A 21,106-nucleotide genomic window follows, 5' to 3' on the forward strand; every position below is an offset into this window, starting at 1 on the left:
ACACGAATCAGCAGATTAGAAAAGTGAAAATCGTATGATGGAGAAAGTGGCGAAAAACGCCGTCGAATCAACGTTTCGCTTTGAAATGACCAAATGTAAAACAAGGTATCTTTCTAGAAATAAAGGAATAAAATGGTACAATGATCATTATATGATAAAATAAACGGAATAGATGAAAAGAGGTGGAAGGATGGATTTTTCCCATATTGTGTCTGAAGATAAAATTAAGCGCGCCATCAAAGACGGAGACTTTCAAAACCTCCCGGGAATGGGAAAGCCGCTGCCGAAAGATGACGCGGCACACTTGCCGGAATCGCTGCGCATGGGCTACCGTATTATGAAAAATGCGGGAATGGCTGAGGACGAGGGCGCGCTCAAAAAAGAGCTTATGACCATCGACCATTTAATCGAAAAGTGCTATGACGAAAAAGAACGAGAGCAATTAATCAGAACAAAATCTGAAAAGCAATTGCTGCTTGATAAGCTTGTTGACAAAAAAGACATGTTTTCAAAGCCAGCATCCGCTTTTTATAAGAATAAAGTATATGACCGGCTTGGACGAAACAGACCTTCTTCCAGCTGATTTGTCTTGTCTGCAGGATGGCGATTGAGAGAAGCCATCCTTTTTATATTCCAAGTTCTATGTCTAAAGGTTTATGTTTTTCCATCTATGGGAAATGACTCATAAACGAAAAAAGGGTGATGGGATGGAACGACTATTAGAGTGGATAGAGCATATATCTGATTGGCTGTGGGGCCCGCCGCTAATCATCCTGCTGACGGGGACGGGGTTGTATTTCACTATTTTGCTGAAAGGTTTTCAATTTCGCTATCCTTTATACATTTTCAAACAGACAATTGGCAGCGTAGGAAAAAAGCCGAAGGGAGAGGGCACAGTCACACCGCTTCAGGCATTGACCTCGGCTCTCAGTTCAACGATCGGTGCAGCGAACATTGTCGGTGTGCCTGCCGCTATTATGTTTGGAGGGCCGGGAGCGGTTTTTTGGATGTGGCTGATTGCCTTATTTGCCATGGCGATTAAGTTTTCTGAGAGTGTTCTTGCTGTTCATTACAGGGAAAAAAATGAGCAGGGTGAATTCGTCGGGGGACCGATGTATTACATAACAAAAGGGCTGCGCATGAAATGGCTCGGCGTATTCTTCTCTGTTGCGCTGATTGTGGAGCTGATCCCGAGCATTATGGTTCAGGGAAATTCGGTTTCAGTCTCGCTTGCCGAGACGTTTTCTTTCAATAAAATATACGCAGGAATCGGAATTGCATTTTTGATTGGGTTAGTGGTGATAGGAGGGGTAAAGCGGATCGGAAAAGTAACAGAGTTTGTCGTGCCTCTTATGGCAGGGGCATACGCGGGAGCCGGTCTCCTGATTGTTCTCATGAATCTATCATCAGTGCCGGCGTTTTTCTCTCTCATCTTTTCAAACGCGTTTACCTCTTCTTCAGCAGTTGGTGGGTTCGCTGGTGCTGCTCTGGCTGAAACCGTTCGCTGGGGATTTGCCCGCGGGCTGTATTCTAATGAAGCCGGAATGGGCACAGCCCCGATTGCACACGCGGCAGCTATGACTGATCACCCTGTGCGGCAAGGGTTTTGGTCTGTGATCGGCATTGTCATTGACACCTTGATCATCTGTACGACTACCGCTTTTATCGTCCTTGCATCCGGTGTATGGACAGGGAAGAACGCCTCAAATGACCCGGCAGCACTGACAACGGCCGCATTTCAGCACTATTTCGGTTCTGGAGGAGGATACTTCGTTTCGGTTTCCCTGGTCTTCTTTGTCGTATCAACCATTATGGTTGTCATTTTTTACGGCGTAAAGCAAGCTGAATTTCTGTTCGGGCGGCTGGCAGGACATGTGATTAAATTCGTTTATTTAGCGGCTATTATCATAGGTGCCGCAGGCGGAGCAAAAGCCATTTGGGGCGTATTGGACTTAGCATTGGTTTTTATTGTTGTCCCGAATGTGATTGCGCTCTTGTTATTGAGCAGAAAGGTAAAAGCGCTGTACACCGAATTCTTTACATCTGAACAGTACTACCTGAAAGATATAAGAAAAACGAAACAAAAGCCTGTTTATCCAACAAAAGAAGCTAAAAATTCCTAGTGTTTTGCTTTTGCGCCGAACAATGCTTTGCTTTTTATGATCAAATAAATGAGTAAAGGCAGCAAAAGAGAAATCACTACATTAATGATTGGTTTGATTCTGTTAAAGTCGATTAGCTGATTTGTATTTAAAAAGAACCAAAAGCCGCATACGACTGAGAACATGCCGGTTGGTGTATACATGGCTTTCGGGTCGATTTTTGAGTGTAAAAACGAAAGGCCGTATACCACGATATATAGGGAACCTGCTATCTTCACCATAATGACCGGAATCCAAAAGGCCGCGATGATCAGGTCTGAGCGATCCAGAAAATCCGTAATGCGGATCTGCCTGATGACCATATAAGCAGGATCAAAGAAAGTAGATGTCAGGTTGGGACCAAAGACAGAAATTGAAGAAAATAACATCACGGCCAGCAATAAAGCGCCCAGCAGTATCGCGAAAATGGTGTATTTTAGCGGGACGCTCCGGTTTGAGAAGAGAAGCGGAAGGATAATCAATTCCCCCATTGTCCCAAACGCGTAATAGCCTGATTGAAGGTATGGGATTAGACCTTCAAAAACAGGTGTCAAGTTTTGAAGCTCAATTTGTGTGGCCAGCGTAAATGGAAGGAACAAGACCAGGATGCCGAATGGAAATAGGAATATCTGCGCCATTCTGGTCAATGTTTCTTTTCCCTCTCTGGCAATACAGATCGCCACAAAGATAATAACACCGCCAAGAACAGCCATTGGTGTTCTCGGGAGAAATAAAATGTTAATCAAATTGATGAAAAAACGTATATCATGAGCATTGATTAACAGGAAATACAAAGAAAACAGTAAAATGATAATCCGGCCTGCGATTGGTGAGGAATCGCTCAGCAGCTCATAGATATTTTTATCCTGATGCTTTTTCATCAGCCTATGCATGAGCCAGAGTGCCGGAATCACGATGACAACGCCGAGGATGTAGCTGTGCCAGGCATTTTGTTTTGCTGATTCGATCATGAGAATCGGAGCATGCTTTAATCCGACCGCTAACGTATACAGAGCTCCGAAAAATAATCCTTGGTATGCAGAGGTCTTGTCCATAAAGCACATCCTTTCTGTCATGTTCAAAACGGAATATATTTAAACAGGTGCCCCAGCCGCGGAAACAGGGGATTCACTCTCATATAAATCCATAGAAAAGCACTTCCTGCAATCAGCAGGCTGAAGGCCCATTTTGTTAGATTGTTAGCGGAACGAAAATTCTTCCACTCATATGCGTATATGGCAATGCACACAATCAATGTCTGTACGATATAGCTGATCATGCTGACGCACCTCCATTAATGGCTGATCGTTTTGTATAGGACACCGCCCTGCTCAATCGTCACAATTGGGACGACGTGAACCTCCATATCCTTATATACCTCTTCCCATTCCTTTTTCAGCAGATTCTTCGTGGTTGCCGTGCTTCTGATGGTCCTGTCTTGAAAGCCGGCCGGGTCCGCCTTTAGCTTTTGCAAACGATGAACGGTGCTGATCACGTCCTTCTTTATGGTTCTGTTTAATGCTTTTTGAATGATGTAATACTGGTCATTTTCTCTCGTCTCATAGGTTGATTGGTTTTCCATAATTATTCCTTTGGCTCTGATCTCGATTGTCATTGACAGCTTTCCGTTTTTTTCAGCGGCATGAAAGGATGCATTGGACTTTTGAAGCTGAATGGATGCTTGTCCCATTTGATTCGGCAGGTCTACTATGAATTCTGGCTGGCGGGCTTGATTCAGCAACATCAGGGCTGCTGTCATGTGTTCATCTTTGAAAATATCCATCAATCTGTCCTTTTTAAAGATCGCAAGCCCGTCAATTTTCAAATTAGATTTGCCTTTCCCTCCAGGTTTTGTTTTAGATTCAGAGATGACCGGTGCATACGGATCACTGCCTATTTCTACTAGATCAGACATGAATCTGCTTAAGAAAACGGGGCGGCTCGTTGCGATAATGGCCAGCTCACGAATCATTTCCGCCGGAAACTGTTCAAGCTGGACATCGGTATTTAAAATGTCCCGCGCTTCTCCCCGGCTGACTAAAATGAGCGCCGTTAATCTGTTCTGCGGATTTCGGGTTAAAATATCAAAGACTGGGGCAACGCCGTCTCTCGCCATATCCTCTCCAATAATGACTGTACGTCTGTGGGACGTATTGATTGTCCGTGACAAGGAGGTTTGCAGCTTGTTGTTCGCTTCTCTGATCGTAGTGCCGGAAGCTGAATCAACATACCATGTTTTTGAACCGGCAGTTCCGCCGCCGCCCCCTGTTTGTCCGCCTAATTGGCCGACCAAGGGAATCTGCATGGCCACTCGATACTGATCTTTTTTCTTATCAATGGCTGAGCTGACAACAAATGCAATGTCATTGATTTCTGTCCGGTCCCAGCACCCCGTTAGAAGGATACAAATGAGAAGCGGCAAAACACACTTATATATTGTTTTCTTCATCTTTTGGGTCCTCTCTTTTCGCTCCCTTCTGTCCGTTGCCGCGCGAATACGTGCCCGGCCTTCTGGTCATCGTCCACCAAGGCGCCCTGACAAAAATATCTTTTACTTCATCTCGTTTAAACGGAGAAATCCCGGATAAATAAGGAATGCCGAAAGATTGCAGCTTGCATAAATGAAGCACTAAGATAATCGTGCCGAGCATAATGCCGAATATCCCAAAAATACTCGCCAAAAACATAAGCGGGAAACGAAGCATCCTGATGGAGATAGCTAAGTTAAACCGCGGAATTGTGAATGACGCGATCCCTGTTAACGATACGATGATCACCATGGGGGCAGACACAATTCCCGCTTCAACAGCTGCTGTCCCAATGACTAGGGCCCCGAGAATACTGACGGTCTGGCCGATGGTTTTCGGCAGGCGCACTCCCGCCTCACGGAGAGCCTCAAAAGAAATTTCCATAATCAATGCTTCTATGATGGCGGGGAAAGGAATCGGTTCACGCGCGGAGGCCACACTGAACATTAAGTTTGTCGGCATTAAGTCCTGGTGGTATGTAATAACGGCAACATAAATAGCCGGCAAATATAAAGCAACGAATAAAAACATATAGCGAAGCCAGCGGATTAAGTTAGACATCAAATAACGCTCATAGTAATCTTCACTGGCCTGCATAAGCTGCCAAAACGTAATCGGGCCTGTTAAGACAAAGGGCGTATTATCCGTGAAAATGGCAAATCGGCCTTCGAGAAGCTGGGCGGCGACGGTGTCCGGCCTTTCTGTGTATTGCAGCTGGGGGAATGGCGAGTACGTGTCGTCTTCGATAAACTCTTCAATATATCCGCTTTCTAAGACAGCATCAATCTTTATCTTTTTGATTCTTTTTTTTACTTTGTCAATGACCTTTGGATCGGCAAGCCCGTCAATATAGGCCAAGACAACATCTGTTTTGGTTTTCGTGCCGATTTTAAACGAGATCATTTTAAGCTGAAACGTTTTGACGCGAAAGCGCACAAGAGCGGTATTGACCCTGAGGCTTTCAGTGAAGCCCTCTCTTGACCCTCTGATGGTCGATTCTGTTATCGGCTCTTCAATGCTTCTTCTTTGTCCGCCTTTTATATTTAAGATCAGGCCTTTTGAGTGCCCGTCGGCAAATAAAACCGCGTTCCCCTCAATGATGGATGCAGCCACTTTGCTCATACTCGTTTCTATTGCAACACTTGAAATGGATAGAGTATTTTGCAGCGCCTCTTCATGTTCATCTATTTGATCCGTCAAATGCATTAAGAAAGGGCGGAGGGCGTGATCCTGAATATGTTCAGATTTTACAATTCCTTCGATATAAATAATAAATCCGCACAGCCCGTTTCCAAAGTCAAATTGTCTAAATACGATGTCTGAGCAGCCTTCTGTTAATAAGGTCAGATTATCGAGGTTTTCCTTCAAATTGGGAGAGATCGGTCTGTCCTGATTGTCTTCAAGCTCTTTGATGAGCTGAAGCGCTTTGTCGCGTTTATTCATAGAGGCTCACCCTGCTTTTTAATGTCATATTCAATAAGTGCTTGTGACTTTTAGGGTAACCTTGTCTGTTTCATATATTCCAGACTAGGATGAAAGCGCTATAAAAAAGTGTTGACTACCTGTATATACAGGAATACAATATGATTATAAGTTGTATATACAAGTTATAAAAACGGATACGGAGGGGTTGGCATGGGGGAACTGAACAAATCGGCACGTCAGATTGTCGAAGCAGTCGGCGGTGCTGAAAATATTGCAGCGGCAACTCATTGTGTTACACGTTTGCGTTTTGCTTTAATAGATGAAAGCAAGGTTGACCAAGAGATGCTTGATCAAATTGATGTGGTAAAGGGATCATTCTCGACAAACGGACAGTTTCAGGTCGTAATCGGCCAGGGAACTGTCAACAAAGTATATGCTGAACTGGTCAAGGAAACGGGAATTGGCGAGTCAACAAAGGATGAAGTGAAGAAGGCCTCAGAAAAAAATATGAATCCTTTGCAGCGTGCTGTGAAAACGCTTGCAGATATTTTTATTCCAATATTGCCTGCGATTGTCACGGCGGGTCTTTTAATGGGGATCAATAACATTTTAACGGCGGAAGGCATTTTCTTCAGCACAAAATCGATTGTGCAGGTTTATCCGCAGTGGGCGGATCTTGCTAATATGATTAACCTGATTGCAGGCACGGCCTTTACGTTTTTGCCTGCGTTAATCGGATGGTCTGCCGTTAAGCGGTTCGGCGGCAATCCGCTTCTCGGCATTGTGCTCGGGGTTATGCTCGTGCATCCTGATTTGCTCAATGCGTGGGGATATGGCGCGGCAGAACAAAGCGGAGAGATCCCGGTATGGAATCTATTCGGCCTAGAGGTGCAGAAAGTTGGCTATCAGGGCCAGGTGCTCCCCATTTTGCTTGCTTCTTATATGCTGGCGAAAATTGAGATGTTTTTAACAAAACGCACACCTGAGGGCATACAGCTGCTCGTTGTCGCACCAATTACGCTTCTCTTAACAGGATTTGCCTCTTTTATCATTATCGGCCCGATTACATTTGCGATCGGTAATGTACTGACTTCAGGGCTTATTTCGGTGTTTGGTTCTTTTGCCGCACTGGGCGGTCTGTTATATGGCGGCTTCTACTCAGCGCTCGTGATTACCGGTATGCATCACACGTTTCTTGCCGTTGACCTGCAGCTCATCGGATCAAAGCTCGGCGGCACCTTTTTATGGCCGATGCTGGCGCTTTCTAATATCGCCCAAGGTTCGGCCGCGCTGGCCATGATGTTTATCGTGAAGGATGAGAAACAAAAAGGCCTCTCCCTCACGTCAGGGATTTCTGCTTATCTTGGCATTACAGAGCCTGCCATCTTCGGGGTGAATTTGCGATACAGATTCCCATTTATCATCGCAATGGTCAGCTCTGGGCTGGCCGGAATGTATATTTCTTCTCAAGGTGTGCTGGCCAGCTCCGTCGGTGTGGGCGGCGTGCCGGGGATTTTCTCAATCATGAGCCAGTACTGGGGCGCATTTGCAATCGGGATGGCCATTGTATTGATCGTACCGTTTGCCGGAACGTATGCGTATGCAAGATTTAAACATAAATAACCAATGGGGAGCGGGACGTGTTTAGCGTTCCCTTTTCCCGTTTATCATTTAAAAATCGGTGGTGGAAACAGATGAAAACAGAACAAACGCCATGGTGGAAAAAAGCTGTGGTCTATCAAATTTATCCGAAAAGCTTTAACGATACGACAGGAAACGGTGTAGGTGATCTGAACGGCATCATCGAAAAGCTCGATTACTTAAAAACACTCCAGGTGGATGTGCTTTGGCTGACGCCGGTTTATGATTCTCCGCAGCATGATAATGGATATGATATTCGTGATTATTACTCGATTTATCCTGAATACGGAACGATGGAGGATTTTGAAAGGTTACTATCCGAAGCACATAAAAGAGACTTGAAAGTCGTCATGGACCTTGTCGTCAATCATACGTCAACAGAGCACAAATGGTTCCGCGAGGCGATTTCTTCAATCGACAGCCCATACCGTGATTTTTATATATGGAAAAGCCCGCGGGAAAACGGTTCTCACCCGACGAACTGGGAATCGAAATTCGGCGGCCCGGCATGGGAGCTTGATGAAGCATCGGGCCAATACTATTTGCATCTGTTTGATGTGACGCAGGCTGATTTGAATTGGGAAAATGAAGAGGTCAGAAAGCATGTCTATGACATGATGCATTTTTGGTTTGAAAAGGGGATAGACGGCTTCAGGCTTGATGTCATCAACCTGATTTCTAAAGACCAGCGCTTTCCGGATGCGCAAGCCGGAGAAGACGGCCGTGCCTATTACACTGACGGGCCGCGGGTGCACGAATATCTGCATGAAATGAACGAAAAGGTGTTTGCACATTATGACAGCATGACGGTCGGTGAGATGTCTTCAACGACGGTAGACCATTGCATCCGATACACGAATCCTGCCAATAAGGAACTAGACATGACGTTCAGCTTCCATCATCTCAAGGTTGACTATCCAAACGGCGAAAAATGGGCCTTGGCGCCGTTTGACTTTTTAAAGCTGAAGGAGATCCTATCCGATTGGCAAACGGGGATGCACGCAGGAGGGGGATGGAACGCTCTGTTCTGGTGCAATCATGATCAGCCGCGCGTTGTATCAAGATATGGAGATGATGGCGCGTATAGAGTGAAATCGGCGAAAATGCTTGCTACGGCCATTCATATGATGCAGGGCACGCCTTATATTTATCAGGGTGAGGAGCTAGGGATGACAAATCCGAAGTTTACTGACATCAGCTCCTATCGGGATGTCGAATCGCTGAACATGTATCACGCCTTGAAGGACAAAGGAATGGCTGATCAAGAGATCACAGCGATTTTACAGGCGAAATCCCGTGACAATTCCAGAACCCCCGTTCAGTGGGATGCTACGGAGAATGGCGGTTTTACAACGGGCACACCATGGATACCGGTTGCCGGCAATTATCGGGAAATCAATGCTGAAGCGGCGCTGAGGGATCAAAATTCGGTGTTTTACCATTATCAAAAATTGATTCGGATTCGCAAAATGTATGACATTGTGACAGAGGGAACGTATGAGTTAATCGCAAAGGATGATCCGAGCATTTTTGCGTATCTCAGACACGGCAGCAATGAAAAGCTGCTCGTGATCAATAATTTTTACGGGACAGAGGCAGCCTTTACACTGCCGGACTCTTTAGCGCCTGACGAATGGAAGGCAGAGGTGCTGCTGACGAACGATGATGTAAGGGAAGGGCTTCAGAACATGACGCTTCGCCCGTATGAGTCCATTGTTTATCGTTTAACGAAACCGTGTTAAACTAAGCTGGGTGGTCCATAATGAAGGTGAATAAATTCATCACAATTTATAAAGACATCGCACAGCAAATCGAAGGCGGCCGATGGAAAGCGGAGGAGATTCTTCCGTCTGAACATGAGTTGACCGCACAGTACGGTACATCAAGAGAAACGGTCCGAAAGGCGCTTCATATGCTCGCGCAAAACGGTTATATCCAGAAAATCAGGGGAAAAGGCTCCATCGTGCTCAACCGTGAAAAAATGCAGTTTCCCGTTTCGGGTCTTGTCAGCTTCAAGGAGCTCGCGCAAACGCTTGGCAAAGAAACGAAAACAACTGTACACAAATTCGGGCTGGAGCCTCCGTCAGAGCTGATCCAGAAGCAGCTCCGGGCCAATCCGGATGACGACATCTGGGAAGTCATCAGGTCTAGAAAGATTGACGGGGAACATGTGATTTTGGACAAGGATTACTTTTTCAGAAAGCATGTCCCTCACCTGACGAAAGAAATTTGTGAAAACTCCATATATGAATATATAGAAGGAGAACTCGGTCTTTCGATCAGTTACGCCCAAAAAGAAATTGTCGCCGAGCCGTGTACGGACGAGGATAGAGAGCTGCTCGATTTACGCGGCTATGACCATATGGTCGTGGTGAGAAACTACGTCTTTTTGGAGGATACCAGTTTGTTTCAATATACGGAAAGCAGACACCGTCTCGACAAATTCCGGTTTGTCGATTTTGCGCGGCGGGGAAAGTGAAAGAGGCGCCTGCCTGTGGCAGCGCGCTTTTTTGTTTGGTATCAAAATTGATACTATCCAACAAAAATGTGCGTACTTTTACTTTTTATCATAATGGCTACAATAGAGTAGAGAGTAACCTAAAGGAGAGGTGTTTAACATGGCAGATCTAAAGAAACAAATTTTGGATGCATACCATTTCAGACATGCGACAAAGGAATTTGATCCGAATAAAAAAGTGTCAGACAGCGATTTTGAATTTATTTTAGAAACAGGAAGACTGTCTCCAAGCTCACTCGGCCTTGAGCCTTGGAAATTTGTCGTCGTCCAAAATCCGGAATTCCGCGAGAAGCTTCGCGAATACACATGGGGCGCGCAAAAACAGCTGCCGACCGCAAGCCATTTCGTCCTGATTCTCGCACGTACAGCGAAGGATATGAAATATAATGCAGACTACATCAAACGTCATTTAAAAGAAGTAAAACAAATGCCTCAAGACGTGTACGAAGGCTATCTAAGCAAAACAGAAGAATTCCAGAAAAACGATTTGCATTTGCTTGAAAGTGACAGAACATTGTTTGACTGGGCATCAAAACAAACCTATATCGCGCTTGGCAACATGATGACTGCCGCTGCGCAAATTGGTGTTGATTCCTGCCCGATCGAAGGTTTCCAGTATGATCACATTCACCGCATTCTTGAAGAAGAAGGGCTTCTGGAAAACGGAAGCTTTGATATTTCTGTGATGGTGGCATTCGGCTACCGAGTGAGAGACCCTCGTCCGAAAACAAGATCTGCTGTTGAAGATGTTGTGAAGTGGGTTTAAATAAAGAAAGCTGCTCGCATAGCGAGCAGCTCTTTTTTTATGCCTGATTCGCTCTATTCTGTTTTCTTCTTTGATGTAAGTACAATGCCGTGCCGAGTGCACTGATCAGAAATCCGGCCAACAGGATCGAGTACATGGATGTGGCTGTGTCCGGAAGCAGGCCGCCAGCCGGACCGTCTGTTCCTGACCCGCCCGAACCGTTAGTCGGTTGAGTGCCAGGAGGCGTATCATTTCCGCCGTTCCCGTCAGTCGGCTGTTTTCCGCCTGGTTTGTCGGAGCCGCCGCCATGATTGCCGTCATCCCCGCCTGTCGGTTGATCTGACGGGAATGCCGGCGGTTTGTTGTTCTCTCCGGAATTTAAGATCGTGTATTCGCTGAAGTGGTTTGTATATCCTGTCACCATATCATCGTCAACTGATCCGTGATCTGTCTTTGTGAAAGCTTTCTTTTTTCTGTCGACGTGATAAATGGCAGGATTATGGGCTTCTTCAATATCAAACATGCGAAGCGAAAGCTGAACGGGCTCCTTGAAGGATTTTATCTCTTTTCCTTTTTGCTTTACTGTAAAGTCATATACATCTGCCAATGACACATCCAACTCTCCCGTCGACTTGATTCCGATTGCAGTGTCTGCGGTTTTAAGGTTCGCCATCGGCATCTTCATGCTGTACCAGTAATTGAACACCGTCAATGAAGGATCTGACTCTCTTTCTTTCAAAAGTTTGACCTGATCTTTCTTCACTTTAAGATTGATAGGCTTCTCTTGTGATCCTTCATGTGTTCCATAATAGACAAACGGCGTGTTGGCATTTTTAGCGTAAATCGCAAATTTGTCTTCATCAAGTGTCCAGCTGCCGTCCTTCTGCTTTGTCGGCAGGAATACTTCTTTGATCCGTCCTTCAACTTTAGGAGAGACCTTGTTTCCTAGTTTTTTCAGCTGTTCAGTGAAAATCTCATAATCAACGTAGCCAAGGTCTTCACCATGGGAGGCTTCTGTAAAGACAGAATATCCGTCTCCGCCGGCGCCGACAAAATTATTTGTTGCCACGCGGTAGGTATCATCCGTATTTATAGCAACTTTGTCTCCGTTAGGCAATTCAATTTTCACGTCTAACACACGGTGTCCAGGTTCATTGTTTAATGTAAAGGTATATTCGATTCCGGCTACCTGAGGGAAAGCGCCGCCGCCATTTTCCACATTGCTTAGGCCTTGTTCAAGTGCTTCTTTAATTTGTTTTCCGGTTAAATCGGCCACGTAAAGCGTATTGCCGAACGGCATCACGTTGAGCACCTCGCCGAGTGTGATATCCCCTTTGTCAATGCCGGCTCTGATGCCGCCGCCATTTGTTATCGCTATTCTGGCGCCGGCTGCTTCTTTCGCTTTTGCCAGCATACCGTCCGCGATGAAGTTTCCGAGATTCGTTTCTTTCGTACGCACATGCTCACGCTGGCCGTCAAGCGCCACATCCGTATAGCCGACTTTTTCATTTTTTACGTCTTCTAATTCACTCTTGAACTGATCGAGCTCTTGTTTTGCTTCTGCGTTTTCTTCTGTATGTTCATCAATTGGCAGCACGCTCAGATTTGATTTGTCTGTTTGCACAACGCCATTTTTATCAAACGCGACATCAACGCGCCCTAAGAATTGGCCGTATTCTTTTGCCTGCGCCACGATCGTCGGTTCTTCGTTGTCCACGACCTCCATTTTGTCTACGAGGGTGTGAGTGTGTCCGCCGATGATCAAGTCAATGCCTTTTACTTTTTTGGCGAGCTCAAGGTCTCGGTTATGCCCGATATGGGTTAATGCAATAATTTTATTTACTTTTTCTTCTTCCTGAATCGCTTTGACAGTATTTTGTGCTGTTTCAAAGGCATCATTGAATACGATGCTTTTGCCCGGACTTGAGGTGGTGGCCGTATCTTCCGTTGTCAGTCCGAATACGGCGACTTTCTCCCCGTCAACGTCTAACAAAATGTAAGGGTGGATGCCGGCCTCTTTCTTTTCACCTGCCGTAAAGGTTTGCGGCTTTTTGACAAATGATTTCAGTTTGGGCTCATTTGACACATCTACGTTTGCGCTGACAATCGGAAATTCCGGCGCTTCAAAGTGATAGCGGTTCGCTGGATCAACGGTTGCGCTGTTTCCGCTTAGAAAATCAGAAAGCACTGTCGGGCCTTTGTCAAATTCATGGTTTCCGAAGGTCATGGCGTCATAGCCCATCATATTCATCATTTTCAAATCGGCCAAACCGTTCCATTTTGTGAAATACAGATCACCGGAAAACACATCTCCCGCATCAAGGAGAATGTTGTGGTTTGTTTCGCTGCGCACTTCGTTAATTTTCGTCATTCGTCTCGCTGCGTCATCGAGATGGGCGTGCGTGTCATTCGTGTGCATGACAGTCAGATCCCACAGTCCGTCTTTAGGTGGATCTGGATTTGAATCATCATCGAATTGCAGCTTATACACACCATAGCCTTCATTCGCAGACTTGCCTACATAAGCGACGTCGTCTGCTTTATCGGCAAATGGCTTGGCCAAAAGCGAGGATTCAAACGTCATATTCGCACCGGAAACAGACGCGATTGACCAGTTGTTGTCAGCTTTTGGATTGACTATTTTTTGTTCAATAATGTAATCCATCAGCACCTGCCTGTTTTCAACCGCAGAGCCGTGGACAATTTTATCGCTCGTCAGATGAGGGAACCCGCCGCCTCCGGACGCACGATAGTTATTGGTGACCACGAGAAATTCCTGGCTTAGGCTGATTGGTTTGCCTTCATAGGAAAGGTTGATGATCCGGGATGAATCCGCATTGACCACTTTTCCGTTCTCATTGTATTTAGCCGGTTTTGTCACATCGACCTGATATGTGACACCGTCAATCACGTCAAAATTATAGGAGCGGAAATTCTCGTTCAGCAAGGCCTGATCGCCGCCTTTAGCTGGATCAATTTGATTGAATTGGCCTGCTGACATCTCCAGCCAGTCCTTGACCTCGCTGCCTGTCAGCTTGACGATTTGAACGGTATTATCGTAAAGATACAAGTCACCGACATTTTTAATCGCAAGATCTCCGGCTGGAATGTTTGTATAGTAATTGGCTCCGTTTCTGCCGCCTGCTTTAAACGGCGCTCCAGCGGATAAAATCGGCAGGTCCTTGTACTCGGTATCCTTCATTTCTTTTTCGGCATACCATTTTTGCGCGTCAGTCACGATCTGAATGGAAGGATCATCTTTGACCTGGGCAAAGAAGCTGTTAATATCGGCTTCGGTTTTGCCGACTGGCTTTCGAACATACTCCAGTGTGTTTTGGTGTGTTTGCTGTATGGTGTTTGTAACGGTTTCGTTTCTGGATGTGACGGTGCCGGCAATAGATTCAATACTGCCTTTGGAATCTGCAACCTTCCATGAGCCGTCCGCCTTTTCAAGTTTGAGGTCAATCACGCCTAAGTATTTGCCCCAGCTGCTTGGCATGACGACAGGAATGCCGTTAATCGTTCCTTTTTCCACATCGAATTGAGCAACACCCGCATACTCGGCGGAAGGAAAGAGTCCGTGCTGATGGCCCGAGATAATCGCGTCAATGCCTTTCGTTTTAGTGGCAAGGTCAAACACGGCGTTTTCTGCACCTGATGATTGTGACTGCTTTTCAATGCCGGTGTGGGCGAGGGCAATAATGACATCTGCGCCTTCCGCCTTCATTTTCGGGATCGTTTCATTGGCGGATTCTACGATATCCTGCACCTGAACCTGCCCCTCGAGATTTTTTTTGTCCCATGTCATGATTTGCGGCGGGACAAAGCCTATGTAACCGACTTTTACTTTCTGTTTATTGCCGTTTCCGTCAGTGACCGTTTTCTCTTTTATCACATACGGCGTATAACGGTTTTCGCCGCTAGATGTTTTGACGTTGGCATTGACAATCGGGAAATCGGCTCCTTTGATTGTGCCGTCGAGAAAGTCAAGTCCGTAGTTGAATTCGTGATTGCCAAGCGTCCCGGCGTCGTATTTCAGCGCATTCATGACGCTGATAATCGGATGGGTTTTCGCGCCGGAGATAATGTCGTCTTTTTGATATTTCACCGCGTATTCACCCAGCGGATTTCCTTGAATCAAGTCGCCGTTATCGACAAGCAGAGTGTTAGGGTTTTGCTCGCGGTGCTTTTGGATCATCTGCGCCGTTCTTGCCAGCCCGAAATCCGTCGTTTCTTTGTCGCTGTAGTAATCATAATCCATCATATTGGCATGAATATCAGTCGTGGCCAAAATACTCAGATGCACCTGAGGAGCCGCGCTTTCTTCTGCATGAATGGGTGGTGTTGGGAGGATTAGGCTAAGTATCATAATTGGGGGCAAAAGAATACGGAGAATGTTTCCGACGTGTGTTCGTCTTTTCTGTATTCTCACCAGTTCTCCACCTTTCAACGAAATTTGTGTTACAGCTCCTATTGTAAGAATATTTTGTAACTATTTGTAGGTGTTTCTTTATGATTATTGTAAAAGGGAGAAAAATGAGTACTATGTAGCAGCTTCAAACGACAAAAGCTGGGTATTTATGCTTATCGTTTGTCCATATTCGCAAAATGTTTATTTTAGTGTGGCTGGGGTAGAGTGTTTTATGTAGACATCTAAAGCGGGAGGTTATGAACCATGGGGAAAAAAATTGCAGTTGTTTTGACAGATTACTTTGAGGACAGCGAGTACACTGAGCCTGCGAAAGCTTTTAAAGAAGCGGGACATGAACTGACTGTCATCGAAACTGAAAAAGGAAAAACAGTAAAAGGCAAGCAGGGGAAAGCGGAAGTGACAGTTGACGCTTCCATTGACGACATAAACCCTTCAGACTTTGATGCGCTTTTGATTCCTGGGGGATTTTCGCCAGACCAGCTTCGCGCTGACGATCGTTTCGTCCAATTTACAAAATCGTTTATGACTGACAAAAAACCGGTGTTCGCCATTTGCCACGGCCCGCAGCTTTTAATCAATGCGAAAGCGCTCGACGGCCGAAAAGCAACAGGCTATACGTCCATTCGTGTTGACATGGAAAACGCCGGTGCCGACGTTGTGGACAAGGAAGTGGTTGTTTGCCAGGATCAATTGGTCACTAGCCGCACACCGGACGACATTCCGGCATTTAACCGCGAATCATTGGCACTGCTTGAGAAATAAGAAAAACGGACGCTCCCGGGCGTCCGTTTTTTTGTTGCTTAGGCTTGAGCGCCTGTCAGCTTCTTGTACCTGTAATACAAGAAAGCCGCTGCAGCCGTTCCGATGACCGCAATGCCGAAGTCGAACATGAAAATATGGGCGATGCCTCCAGCTTTTGCGATAAGGCCTGTTGCAATCGGAAGCAGAATCGATGCAAGGCTTGAAGCGGTCGCTACAATTCCGGTAACGGTTCCTTTTCGCTTCCAGAACAGCTCTGTCATTAACGTAATGGTCATTTGAAACACACCTGCAGTAGAAAAGCCTAAGAAAAAGGCAGTGATGTCCAGCACGACTGGGGTATGAACCGTCAGCATAACTGCGAGCGTACATAAAGTAATAATAGGATATAAGAGCGTTATGAAGACAGGTTTGACCCATCTGTTCAGCAAAACGGCTAATAATAAAACAGATGCCAGAGACCCTATACTATAATAGCTCAGCAATTGTACGGATGCTGATTCAGCTAACCCGGCTGCCTTTTGCGCGTAGCTCGGGAGCCAGATTTGAGAAACCGTAAATAAAGCCGTGGATGTAAAACCGATGATAATCAGTGCGGTGCCTTCTTTTTGAAAAACAGGTTCAGACAAGAAAACGGAAGATTCCTGTTGACCGCTATCAGTTGGTTTCTTATGTTTTTTAGGAAACGAAAGCGTTGATAAATAAATAATATTCAGGAGATAGACCGCTGCCGGCAGATAAAAAGCAAATCCGTAAAACATGCTGTGGTCTGCTAAAAGTGTGATCAAAAGCGGCAAAAGGGCTGCCCCGACAGACATAAAGGCTTTGACCAAGACATTCGCCGAACCGGAAGCAGACGGAAAGAGCTCGGTTAGGGCCGGATATGTTCCGGCATCCATCGCTGAATTTGCGACTCCGGCTAATAAGGCGAACACAAACGCCAGCTCATAGCTCGGTGATAAAGGAATACCGACTAAAAAAACGGCCATAATTCCCGCAGAAGTGACAACAAGCGGCTTTCTGCCGATTTTATCAGATAAAACCCCCGAAATGCCGTATGTCAGCAGTTTGCCGAACCCGATAGCGGCAATGACATAACTGATGCCGGTCGGATCGGTATTCCATTGTTTTGTTAAAGAGGGCATATTGGATGCGAGAATGATATTGACCATCCCCAGAAAGAAGTAGTTGATATACATTCCGGATGCTGTTTTGATATGTGACGTTTTCATGCTTGTACTCCTTCACAACTTATTCGAACACTGTCATGAGTATCATGTTTGGCAGCCTGTTTCTTCGAATGCAAAAATTAAGCAGATATAAATGGCGCCTGTTAAGGAAAATTGGTTTTGAGGCAATGATAAAAAAGACTCGCCGAGTTTCCGGCCAGTCTCCATTATTTGCGAAGCGAGGCTAGTTCCTGAGCAATTGCCTGCATTTCACTTGGGCTGAATGATTCTTTTTTCATCACCATGCGGTGAAGGTACGTGAGGTCTTCGATCTTCTCATCACTGAAATCCTCCGCTTTGATCACGCCGACGTTCAGCATGTTCAGCTTTTGGGAAATCTCTTCAATCATTTGAGTTAATGTCTCTGTATTTGGGCTGGACAAATGATTCCTTCCTTTCTTTACGCAATATAGGTATGTTTTATTCTAACAGAATTCCTTCAGAAAAAAACCCTATTCTAAAAGCAGGCTGTTTATTCCAAAAAAGTGAAGACATCAGTTGAAAAGGAAATGAACATCCTACTAAGATATTCATGAAGGTTTCTTTTTAGAGAAATAGGGGCAAAGAATAGGGAGGTTGCACAACATGATAAGTGTGTTATTTGTTTGTTTAGGAAACATTTGCCGGTCTCCGATGGCGGAAGCGATTTTTCGGGACTTGGCAGCCAAAAAAGGATTAGCGGGGAAAATCAAGACGGACTCAGCCGGTATTGGCGGCTGGCACATCGGCAACCCCCCGCATGAGGGAACGCAGGAGATATTGCGAAGAGAAGGAATCAGCTTTGATGGCATGCTGGCGCGTCAAGTCAGCGAACAGGATCTGGCCGATTTTGATTACATCATTGCAATGGATGCAGAAAATATCGGAAGTCTCAGAAGCATGGCGGGATTTAAAAACACCTCGCATATCAAAAGGCTTTTGGACTATGTTGAAGATTCAGATCTGGCCGACATTCCTGATCCTTACTACACGGGGAATTTTGAAGAGGTTTGCCAATTAATCAAATCGGGCTGTGAGCATCTGCTTGCGTCGATTCAACAAGAAAAACAATTGTGAGTGAAAGGAGAATTTGCATGAACAACGAACGTTTAATGCTGAAAGGGATATTTCTCGGAGCTGCGGCAGGCGCGGCGTTATCACTGCTCCATAAGCCGACAAGACAGGCGTGCGGCATGAGATGGCTGACATGCAAGCATAAACTTTCACTGTATAAAAGCAATCCGGAGCTGTTAAAAAACACTGTCATCACAAAAGTGGATGAGGCCAAAAAGCTCGCCCAAACGCTTTCAAAGGAAGTCGACTTTGTGAATCAGCAGGTGAAAGAGCTGAAGAAAACAACACCGCAAGTGATGGAACTTGTGCAAGAAACGAAAGAGCATTTTTCAAAAAAATGATCAAACATGCGAGGTGAGGCGACATGAGTTTTTTAAAAGAGCTTTTCAGCAGGTACACCCTTCACGAAGGACAAAGCAAATCAGCGGAGCTGGCGTATTTTTTTCTATTGTCACTGTTTCCGTTTTTGATTTTTATGCTGACGCTCACCGCGTATCTTCCGCTTTCTACCGATGATGTTTTAGGAGTCATAGAACAATATGCTCCTGCCAGTGCGATGTCTCTCGTTGAATCCATTACCCATCAAACCTTAAATAATCGAAATGGCGGTTTGCTGTCCTTCGGGATTATCGCCGCATTATGGTCAGCGTCTAATGGAATGAACGCGATCGTCCGGTCGTTAAACCACGCGTATGATGTGGAAGAAAACCGCTCTTTTATCATTGTTCGTCTAACCTCGATTTTTTTGACGATTGCCATGGTATTTACGATTTTAGTGGCTTTGCTTCTGCCGGTATTTGGCCGGGAGATTGGAAGGCTCGCTTCTGACTTTGTCGGCGCGTCGGATCTGTTTTTATCCGTCTGGGCAGCCATTCGCTGGGGTGTCAGCCCTCTTGTGCTTTTGATTGTTTTTTCCGCGCTGTATGTGATTGCACCGAACAAAAAGCTGTCTCTCCGGTTTGTCATGCCGGGTGCGGTCTTTGCGACCCTCGGCTGGATTATTGTCAGCACATTGTTTTCGTTTTACGTCAGCACGTTTGCGAACTATAGCGCCACTTACGGGAGCATCGGGGGAATCATCGTTCTGATGATTTGGTTTTACTTGAGCGGTATTTTAATTATCCTAGGCGGAGAAATCAACGCTCTTTTACATAAACGTAAAAAGCTTCCTGATGAAAACCCCTACCATTAGCGCATCCTATAAACGAACTTCGGTTCAAAAAGAAGTCGGGGGGATATCGTGATGACCAAGCATACGAAAAAAGGCGGAAGCCATAACAAACAAAATTCAAAAAGCAAATCGAGCCATAAAACAAGCGGAAGCGCCAACGGACAAAACGGCTACCATTAGCATCAAAGCCTCCTGACATCATGTCGGGAGGCTTTTTGATTAGGAAGATGAAGAATAGGTTTCAGCCGGTGACCAGCTTTTCGGTTTGCCCAGCACAAGGGCCAGCCATACAGCGCTAAGCGTAAGAGTAATGAAGTAGAACAAGTTTGCGCTTTCAAATGTCTGCATATACCAGCCGCCGGCAATTGGGCCGAGAATGCTGCCAAGACTGAATGTAATACCGCAAAGCAGGTTACCCGCGGGCAGGAGATGAGGCGGGAGAAGATCTGTCATATAGCTGATGCCAAGTGTAAAGGTTGATCCGACAGCCATTCCCGCAATAAAAAAGCAGCAGCCGATCACGTAAGGCAAAGGGAATATACCGGCGATCAAAAAGCAAAGAGCCCCAGTCAGTAAAATCACCAGCAGCACATTCCGCCTGCCGTATTTATCGCTGAGGATGCCGAGCGGAAACTGAAAGATAATGCTTCCAATCGCAAATGCGGGAAGGATGATCGCTACTGCGTCTACTGATATCCCCAAACGGAGCGCGTAAACGGGAAAGCTTCCGTTCAGCGCCGTCTCCAGAAACCCGTAGCCAAATGTAGGCATAAAGGCAACCCATCCAAACAGCATGGCCTGATAAAACCGCCTGAAACTATTGTCAGATTTGGTTTCATGAGGACTGGTTTGCGGGTATGCATTTTGTAGAAAGAAAACAAAAAGCCACGCAAACAGACTGATGCAGCCGGACACGATAAAAGGAAGCGACGGACTCAGCTTGACAAGCGGCACCATGAACGGACCCGCGGCAAATCCAAGGCCAAAGGAAAGCCCGTAAATAGACAGGTTTTTTCCGCGATTTTGTTTTGATGACATGGAGGTTACCCACGTTTGCGTAGAAAAGTGAAGCATATGGTCGCCGATTCCAATAAACAGGCGAAGCAGGAACCAGACCCAAACTGACTGAAGCCAAATAAATCCGAATAAGCTTAAAATGACAATGCTTCCGCCCATGACGATCAGCGGCTTGAATCCGAGCTTTCTGAGCGGCGCTTCCATAAACGGCGAAGCCAAAAGCACGCCGATATACAGTCCGGTCGCATGCAGGCCGTTGACAGCAGCGGATTCTCCATTTGTTTCAAAAATGATTGAAATGACAGGCAGCAGCATGCCTTGTGAAAACCCGGAAATGGAAACGAGCAAGACAAGGATAAAGAAATGAAATCGTGACATCGTGTCAGTTCTCCTTATGTGGAATCTATGTTGATCGTACAATGTTTTCCAAAAGCAGGCAACCTGAAA

The 21,106-nt window shown here is 45.8% G+C and carries 19 protein-coding genes; 11 read left to right on the top strand and 8 right to left on the bottom strand.

All coding sequences use genetic code 11. The features are described 5' to 3' along the window. Positions 1–34 precede the first annotated feature (34 nt). The 3 genes from C1T29_RS04920 (at position 35) to C1T29_RS04930 (ending at position 2,123) form a co-directional block, all read left to right on the top strand. A complete protein-coding gene (locus C1T29_RS04920; protein WP_080478180.1) occupies positions 35–163 on the top strand; it encodes a hypothetical protein in 129 nt (42 codons plus the stop codon). Between the two features lie 27 nt (positions 164–190). Further along, on the top strand, positions 191–583 hold the full coding sequence (locus C1T29_RS04925; protein WP_069149167.1) for a DnaJ family domain-containing protein: 393 nt from the start codon (positions 191–193) through the stop codon (positions 581–583). A gap of 124 nt (positions 584–707) precedes the next feature. After that, positions 708–2,123, top strand: coding sequence for an alanine/glycine:cation symporter family protein (locus tag C1T29_RS04930; RefSeq protein WP_069149168.1), 1,416 nt, complete (start codon positions 708–710; stop codon positions 2,121–2,123). On the opposite strand, the gene C1T29_RS04935 is transcribed toward C1T29_RS04930, so the two are convergent. From C1T29_RS04935 to C1T29_RS04950, 4 genes are read right to left on the bottom strand one after another with little or no spacing between them, the layout of a single operon-like run. Beyond that, positions 2,120–3,196: an endospore germination permease gene (locus C1T29_RS04935; RefSeq protein WP_003243872.1), complete on the bottom strand. Its 1,077-nt coding sequence runs from the start codon at positions 3,194–3,196 to the stop codon at positions 2,120–2,122. The two genes, C1T29_RS04930 and C1T29_RS04935, sit on opposite strands and share 4 nt — an antisense overlap. A gap of 23 nt (positions 3,197–3,219) precedes the next feature. After that, on the bottom strand, positions 3,220–3,420 hold the full coding sequence (locus C1T29_RS04940; protein WP_103750016.1) for a hypothetical protein: 201 nt from the start codon (positions 3,418–3,420) through the stop codon (positions 3,220–3,222). A 15-nt stretch (positions 3,421–3,435) separates the two neighbouring features. Further along, a complete protein-coding gene (locus tag C1T29_RS04945) occupies positions 3,436–4,590 on the bottom strand; it encodes a Ger(x)C family spore germination protein (RefSeq protein ID WP_103750015.1) in 1,155 nt (384 codons plus the stop codon). Next, complete coding sequence (locus tag C1T29_RS04950; protein ID WP_095432326.1) at positions 4,571–6,112, bottom strand: spore germination protein; 1,542 nt, start codon at positions 6,110–6,112, stop codon at positions 4,571–4,573. The genes C1T29_RS04945 and C1T29_RS04950 overlap by 20 nt, the downstream gene beginning before the upstream one ends. 192 nt (positions 6,113–6,304) lie before the next feature. On the opposite strand from C1T29_RS04950, the gene treP reads away from it, so the two are divergent. The 4 genes from treP (at position 6,305) to C1T29_RS04970 (ending at position 11,019) form a co-directional block, all read left to right on the top strand. After that, complete coding sequence (gene treP / locus C1T29_RS04955; protein ID WP_103750014.1) at positions 6,305–7,717, top strand: PTS system trehalose-specific EIIBC component; 1,413 nt, start codon at positions 6,305–6,307, stop codon at positions 7,715–7,717. Between the two features lie 71 nt (positions 7,718–7,788). Next, the gene (treC, locus tag C1T29_RS04960) at positions 7,789–9,477 is read left to right on the top strand and encodes an alpha,alpha-phosphotrehalase (protein WP_103750013.1); all 1,689 of its coding nucleotides are present in this window, start codon (positions 7,789–7,791) and stop codon (positions 9,475–9,477) included. 20 nt (positions 9,478–9,497) lie between these two features. Then, positions 9,498–10,214, top strand: a complete 717-nt coding sequence (treR, locus tag C1T29_RS04965; RefSeq protein ID WP_095432323.1) for a trehalose operon repressor — start codon at positions 9,498–9,500, stop codon at positions 10,212–10,214. Positions 10,215–10,353: 139 nt separating this feature from the next. Further along, complete coding sequence (locus tag C1T29_RS04970; RefSeq protein WP_014663198.1) at positions 10,354–11,019, top strand: NAD(P)H-dependent oxidoreductase; 666 nt, start codon at positions 10,354–10,356, stop codon at positions 11,017–11,019. A 37-nt stretch (positions 11,020–11,056) separates the two neighbouring features. On the opposite strand, the gene C1T29_RS04975 is transcribed toward C1T29_RS04970, so the two are convergent. Continuing rightward, on the bottom strand, positions 11,057–15,430 hold the full coding sequence (locus C1T29_RS04975; RefSeq protein WP_103750012.1) for a multifunctional 2',3'-cyclic-nucleotide 2'-phosphodiesterase/3'-nucleotidase/5'-nucleotidase: 4,374 nt from the start codon (positions 15,428–15,430) through the stop codon (positions 11,057–11,059). Between the two features lie 243 nt (positions 15,431–15,673). On the opposite strand from C1T29_RS04975, the gene yfkM reads away from it, so the two are divergent. Then, on the top strand, positions 15,674–16,192 hold the full coding sequence (gene yfkM, locus C1T29_RS04980; RefSeq protein ID WP_103750011.1) for a general stress protein 18: 519 nt from the start codon (positions 15,674–15,676) through the stop codon (positions 16,190–16,192). 38 nt (positions 16,193–16,230) lie between these two features. Here yfkM and C1T29_RS04985 read toward each other — a convergent pair whose 3' ends face one another. Both C1T29_RS04985 and C1T29_RS04990 read right to left on the bottom strand, forming a co-directional pair. Next, positions 16,231–17,421, bottom strand: coding sequence for an MFS transporter (locus tag C1T29_RS04985; RefSeq protein ID WP_071581259.1), 1,191 nt, complete (start codon positions 17,419–17,421; stop codon positions 16,231–16,233). Between the two features lie 164 nt (positions 17,422–17,585). Then, the gene (locus C1T29_RS04990; RefSeq protein WP_003243712.1) at positions 17,586–17,801 is read right to left on the bottom strand and encodes a DUF1128 domain-containing protein; all 216 of its coding nucleotides are present in this window, start codon (positions 17,799–17,801) and stop codon (positions 17,586–17,588) included. 202 nt (positions 17,802–18,003) lie between these two features. Here C1T29_RS04990 and yfkJ point away from each other — a divergent pair, with 202 nt between their 5' ends. Genes yfkJ through C1T29_RS05005 form a run of 3 tightly spaced genes read left to right on the top strand, consistent with a single transcriptional unit; the run spans position 18,004 to position 19,663 of the window. Then, positions 18,004–18,474: a protein-tyrosine-phosphatase gene (yfkJ, locus tag C1T29_RS04995; RefSeq protein WP_071581260.1), complete on the top strand. Its 471-nt coding sequence runs from the start codon at positions 18,004–18,006 to the stop codon at positions 18,472–18,474. A gap of 17 nt (positions 18,475–18,491) precedes the next feature. Next, complete coding sequence (locus C1T29_RS05000; RefSeq protein WP_003233665.1) at positions 18,492–18,812, top strand: hypothetical protein; 321 nt, start codon at positions 18,492–18,494, stop codon at positions 18,810–18,812. 23 nt (positions 18,813–18,835) lie between these two features. Continuing rightward, positions 18,836–19,663: a YihY family inner membrane protein gene (locus tag C1T29_RS05005; protein WP_014663205.1), complete on the top strand. Its 828-nt coding sequence runs from the start codon at positions 18,836–18,838 to the stop codon at positions 19,661–19,663. Between the two features lie 198 nt (positions 19,664–19,861). On the opposite strand, the gene C1T29_RS05010 is transcribed toward C1T29_RS05005, so the two are convergent. Then, the gene (locus tag C1T29_RS05010) at positions 19,862–21,037 is read right to left on the bottom strand and encodes an MFS transporter (protein WP_071581261.1); all 1,176 of its coding nucleotides are present in this window, start codon (positions 21,035–21,037) and stop codon (positions 19,862–19,864) included. Positions 21,038–21,106: the final 69 nt, after the last annotated feature.

It is taken from the genome of Bacillus sp. MBGLi79, assembly GCF_002953915.1.

What these genes read in the sequence shown, in the direction of transcription:
- C1T29_RS04985 (WP_071581259.1), bottom strand. Translation starts at nt 17,421, where the DNA reads ATGAAAACGTCACATATCAAAACAGCATCCGGAATGTATATCAACTAC.
- treP (WP_103750014.1), top strand. Translation starts at nt 6,305, where the DNA reads ATGGGGGAACTGAACAAATCGGCACGTCAGATTGTCGAAGCAGTCGGC.
- C1T29_RS05000 (WP_003233665.1), top strand. Translation starts at nt 18,492, where the DNA reads ATGAACAACGAACGTTTAATGCTGAAAGGGATATTTCTCGGAGCTGCG.
- C1T29_RS04940 (WP_103750016.1), bottom strand. Translation starts at nt 3,420, where the DNA reads ATGATCAGCTATATCGTACAGACATTGATTGTGTGCATTGCCATATAC.
- treC (WP_103750013.1), top strand. Translation starts at nt 7,789, where the DNA reads ATGAAAACAGAACAAACGCCATGGTGGAAAAAAGCTGTGGTCTATCAA.
- C1T29_RS04920 (WP_080478180.1), top strand. Translation starts at nt 35, where the DNA reads ATGATGGAGAAAGTGGCGAAAAACGCCGTCGAATCAACGTTTCGCTTT.
- C1T29_RS04950 (WP_095432326.1), bottom strand. Translation starts at nt 6,112, where the DNA reads ATGAATAAACGCGACAAAGCGCTTCAGCTCATCAAAGAGCTTGAAGAC.
- treR (WP_095432323.1), top strand. Translation starts at nt 9,498, where the DNA reads ATGAAGGTGAATAAATTCATCACAATTTATAAAGACATCGCACAGCAA.
- C1T29_RS04935 (WP_003243872.1), bottom strand. Translation starts at nt 3,196, where the DNA reads ATGGACAAGACCTCTGCATACCAAGGATTATTTTTCGGAGCTCTGTAT.
- C1T29_RS04945 (WP_103750015.1), bottom strand. Translation starts at nt 4,590, where the DNA reads ATGAAGAAAACAATATATAAGTGTGTTTTGCCGCTTCTCATTTGTATC.
- C1T29_RS04930 (WP_069149168.1), top strand. Translation starts at nt 708, where the DNA reads ATGGAACGACTATTAGAGTGGATAGAGCATATATCTGATTGGCTGTGG.
- C1T29_RS05010 (WP_071581261.1), bottom strand. Translation starts at nt 21,037, where the DNA reads ATGTCACGATTTCATTTCTTTATCCTTGTCTTGCTCGTTTCCATTTCC.
- yfkM (WP_103750011.1), top strand. Translation starts at nt 15,674, where the DNA reads ATGGGGAAAAAAATTGCAGTTGTTTTGACAGATTACTTTGAGGACAGC.
- C1T29_RS05005 (WP_014663205.1), top strand. Translation starts at nt 18,836, where the DNA reads ATGAGTTTTTTAAAAGAGCTTTTCAGCAGGTACACCCTTCACGAAGGA.
- yfkJ (WP_071581260.1), top strand. Translation starts at nt 18,004, where the DNA reads ATGATAAGTGTGTTATTTGTTTGTTTAGGAAACATTTGCCGGTCTCCG.
- C1T29_RS04925 (WP_069149167.1), top strand. Translation starts at nt 191, where the DNA reads ATGGATTTTTCCCATATTGTGTCTGAAGATAAAATTAAGCGCGCCATC.
- C1T29_RS04970 (WP_014663198.1), top strand. Translation starts at nt 10,354, where the DNA reads ATGGCAGATCTAAAGAAACAAATTTTGGATGCATACCATTTCAGACAT.